Origin of the sequence: Oryzihumus sp. (assembly GCF_036391795.1) — a bacterium.
Classification (GTDB): Bacteria; Actinomycetota; Actinomycetes; order Actinomycetales; family Dermatophilaceae; genus Oryzihumus.
In genome coordinates this window covers 1-3,877 of sequence record NZ_DASVZH010000307.1, presented here as the reverse complement: position 1 = coordinate 3,877, position 3,877 = coordinate 1, and the positions used below count along the sequence as shown (strand labels likewise).

The 3,877-nt window shown below is 70.2% G+C and carries 4 protein-coding genes; 2 read left to right on the top strand and 2 right to left on the bottom strand.

Annotated features, from left to right (window positions below; genetic code table 11):
- The first annotated feature begins 292 nt into the window (after positions 1 to 292).
- On the top strand, positions 293 to 580 hold the full coding sequence (locus VF825_RS18755; protein WP_331116245.1) for a DUF3311 domain-containing protein: 288 nt from the start codon (positions 293 to 295) through the stop codon (positions 578 to 580).
- A complete protein-coding gene (mctP, locus tag VF825_RS18750; protein ID WP_331116243.1) occupies positions 577 to 2,238 on the top strand; it encodes a monocarboxylate uptake permease MctP in 1,662 nt (553 codons plus the stop codon). The genes VF825_RS18755 and mctP overlap by 4 nt, the downstream gene beginning before the upstream one ends.
- 106 nt (positions 2,239 to 2,344) lie before the next feature.
- On the opposite strand, the gene VF825_RS18745 is transcribed toward mctP, so the two are convergent.
- Positions 2,345 to 3,634, bottom strand: coding sequence for an HD-GYP domain-containing protein (locus VF825_RS18745; protein ID WP_331116240.1), 1,290 nt, complete (start codon positions 3,632 to 3,634; stop codon positions 2,345 to 2,347).
- Positions 3,631 to 3,877 (bottom strand): hypothetical protein (locus VF825_RS18740; protein ID WP_331116238.1); only part of this gene is annotated, 247 nt, incomplete at its 5' end. The genes VF825_RS18740 and VF825_RS18745, both read right to left, overlap by 4 nt.

Genomic DNA, 3,877 nt, shown 5'->3' with positions numbered 1-3,877 from the left:
CCCCGGGGACGCCACGGCCGTCAGGCAGCCCGTCACCACCGCCCCCGCCAGCCCCGCACCCAGAATGGCCTTGCGCTTGGAAAGCCTTGTCACAGAAGGGAGTTCCCGCCCCACCTAACCCTCACTCTCACGCTGTCAGGGCAGCGTCAGATCGCTGCCGCTGCAGCATAGGGCCATTCGGACAAATCGGACGGTCACATTTCGGACGCGCGCGTCCCACCAACGGGGGAGCCGGAAGAGTACGGTGCCCCCGCGGCTGCATGCCGCAGTCCATCTCTGCCGTGGAGGTCTCATGGATCATGACGAGATCCATCGCACCGCACCCCCGGCCCGGACCGGTCTCATGGTCCTCGCCGGGATCCTCGTGGCCGCGCCGATCGTGGCCCTGGTGTGGGTGTCGAGCTACGCGAAGGACGGCCCGCACCTGGGCGGCTTCCCGTTCTTCTTCTGGTACCAGCTGCTCTGGGTCTTCCTGACCTCGGGCTGCACCTACGCCGCCTACCGCATCGTGCTGGTGGCCCGGCCGCACCGGCCGATGGACGGCGGATCCGCATCCGAGCGCGAAGAGGCACTGCGATGAACCCCACCCTGGCCACTGCTTCGGGGAGCAGCACCGGCATCAACGGCGTCGCCCTGACCGTGCTCATCATCGTGTTCCTGGCCGTCACGGTCATGGGCTTCATGGCCACCCGCTGGCGCCGCCCCAAGAACATGGCGAGCCTGGACGAGTGGGGTCTGGGCGGCCGCGGCTTCGGGACGTGGGTCACCTGGTTCCTGCTGGGCGGCGACCTCTACACGGCATACACGTTCGTCGCGGTCCCGGCGGCGATGTTCGCGACCGGCGCGGTCACCGGCTTCTTCGCGGTGCCCTACACGATCGTGCTCTACCCGATCATCTTCGTCTTCCTGTCCCGGCTGTGGTCGGTCAGCCACCGGCACGGCTATGTCACGGCGGCCGACTTCGTCCGCGGTCGCTACGGCTCGCGCGGGCTCTCCCTCGCGGTCGCGCTGACCGGCATCCTCGCGACGATGCCCTACATCGCGCTGCAGCTGGTCGGCATCCAGGCGGTGCTCGAGGTCATCGGCCTCGGCGGCTCCGGCAACACGCTGGCCAAGGACCTGCCGCTGCTCATCGCGTTCGCGGTGCTGGCGGCCTACACCTACTCCAGCGGCCTGCGCGCCCCGGCGATCATCGCGTTCGTCAAGGACACCCTGATCTACCTGGTCATCATCGTCGCCGTGATCTACCTGCCCTCGAAGTTCGGCGGCTGGGGACACATCTTCGACGCGGCGCAGACCAAGATGGCCAAGCCGAACCCGGTCACCGGCAAGCCGACGGGGTCGTTCATCCCGACGGACAAGCAGTTCTGGGCCTACGCCACGCTCTCGCTGGGGTCGGCGCTGGCGCTGTTCATGTACCCCCACTCGATCACCGGCGTGCTGTCGTCCAAGTCCCGCAACACGATCCGGCGCAACGCCTCGATCCTGCCGGCCTACAGCTTCGTGCTGGCCCTGCTGGCGCTGCTGGGCTGGGTCGCGATCGCGGCCGGCACCAAGCCGATCGGCCTGGACGGCAAGCCCAACGCGCAGCTGGTCATCCCCCAGCTGTTCGAGGACTCGTTCCCGTCGTGGTTCGCCGGCGTGGCCTTCGCGGCCATCGCCGTCGGAGCACTGGTCCCTGCGGCGATCATGTCCATCGCGGCGGCAAACCTGTTCACCCGCAACGTGTATCGCGAGTGGTTGCGTCCCGACGCCAGCCACGAGCAGGAGGCGAAGGTCAGCAAGCTGGTCTCGCTGCTGGTGAAGTTCGTCGCGCTGATCTTCGTCCTGACGATGGACAAGCAGAACGCGATCAACTTCCAGCTGCTCGGTGGGATCTGGATCCTGCAGACGTTCCCCGCCGTCGTGTTCGGCCTCTACACCCGCTGGTTCCACCGGTGGGCGCTCCTGGCCGGCTGGGCGGTCGCGATGGTCTACGGCACCATCACGGCCTACAACCAGGTCAACCCCGTCACGGGCCAGCATTTCGGCACGTCCGTGGCCACGATCGAGGGCATCGGCCAGATGGGCTACATCGCCTTCACCGCCTTCGTCCTCAACATCGTGGTCGCCGCCGTGATCACGCTGCTGCTGCGAGCGGTCAAGGCACCCGAAGGCGAGGACGCCACGATCAAGGGTGACTACTTCGCCGACGCGGGTGACCCCAAGGTGAGCGACCTGCCCGAGCTCGTGCACTGACGGTCGGGGCGTCGGCGCCCCGACCGGAGGCAGTCAAACGGCCCGAATCAGCCTGTCCACCAGGCAGATTCGGGCCGTTTGCTGCGTGCGGTCAGCTGTGGCTGGGTCAGAGGACCCCGCGGCCGAGGACCCGGGTGAGGGAGTCCACGACGCGCGGGTCGTACTCGTAGCCGAGGCCGAGGTGGATCCGCTCGACGGCCGCCTCCCGACGGGCCCGTGACGGGCTGTCGCCGACGAGGTCGTCAAAGGCGTTGACCACCTTGATGATCCGGCTGGCCAGCGGGAGGTCCTCGCCGAACTCGCGCACCTGCCGGAACGGCGTGGTCTGCGCCTCCATGATCCGCGCGACGTTGTCGAGCACGCCGGTCTGCCGGACGATCTCGGCACCGTCGTCGGCGATGCGGCGCTGGTCGGCCGGCGCCGCCATGACGGTCGCTCCCCCGGGGATCGGCTCGCGCAGGGCGACCTGGCCGATGTCGTGCAGCAGCGCGGCATACTCCAGGTCCACGGAGTCGCGCTCGGACATGCCCAGGTCGCGACCCATCGCGAGCGACACGGTGGCCACCCGCAACGCGTGACCGGGCTCGGTGTAGCCGGCCAGCTCGGTCAGCCGGGACAGCGAGCGGATCGTCTGGCGGTAGGTCGCGCGCACCGAGGCATAGCGGCGCACCGCGAACTGGGTCAGGACCAGGGGGAAGAGGAACAGCGGGATCGCGGCGACGCCCAGAGGGCGCTCGGCCAGGGCGATCAGGGCTCCGGTGGTCGCCAGGGCCGTGGCCAGCCCGGACGCGGCACGCAGCTCGTCGCTGAGCACCCGGGGGAACCGTGCGTGGTCCCGCGTAGCACGGACCACCGCAGCGAGGACCGCTTCGACGAGCAGCGCGACGAGGGTCACCAGGAGCATGGCGACAGCAACCAGCCACCGCGGCACCGTGCTGTCGAGGGCCACCTGGACCAGCGTCTGCCCCTCCCATAGGGGCACCTCGCGGAAGAGCACCGCGGCCACCGCCACGCTGAACAGCCGGGTGGTCAGGTCGGGCAGGCGCACCACCTGCCCCCTCACCAGGTGCGGGGCGACTCCGAGGGCCATCGCGAGGGCGGTCGCGGCGACGACCAGGCCTGCGGCGAACTCCGCAGGCTCACCGCGGGGCGCCTCCGTGGTGATGGCAAAGGCGAACGCCGCGGCCGAGGCGATCGGCGCCGACTCGCGGCTGCCGGGCAGGCCGATGCGCAGCAGCTCGCCGGCGGCGATGGCCACGACGAACGCCCCCACCACGACTGGGCTGGGGATGCCGCCAGGTCCCCACTCATGGACTGACTGCCCGACTGCCACGAGCACCAGGGCGGCCCCGGCCAGGGCGAGCACCCGCTCCACGTCCAGCGCGCGAGCCCTCACGGCGTCACCCGGTGCGTCGAGGTGAGGCGGACCATCGCGCGGTCGGCGCGTGCGGCGAGCGCGTCGCTCTCGGCCGGGTCGTCATGGTCGTAGGTGGCGGCCTGGTGCTCGAGGTCCTCGTGGCCGACCCCGATCGGCTGCCACGGCTGCCGAGCCAGGGCCCGTTCCAGGGCAGCCACCACTGCCGGGTCCAGGTGGGTGCCGGAGCGGGCGCGCAGCTCGGCCAGGGCCTCGTCGCTGGCG

Bases quoted from the DNA above. Each gene is read 5' to 3' on its own strand.
- VF825_RS18755 (WP_331116245.1), top strand. From the start codon at position 293: ATGGATCATGACGAGATCCATCGCACCGCACCCCCGGCCCGGACCGGT.
- mctP (WP_331116243.1), top strand. From the start codon at position 577: ATGAACCCCACCCTGGCCACTGCTTCGGGGAGCAGCACCGGCATCAAC.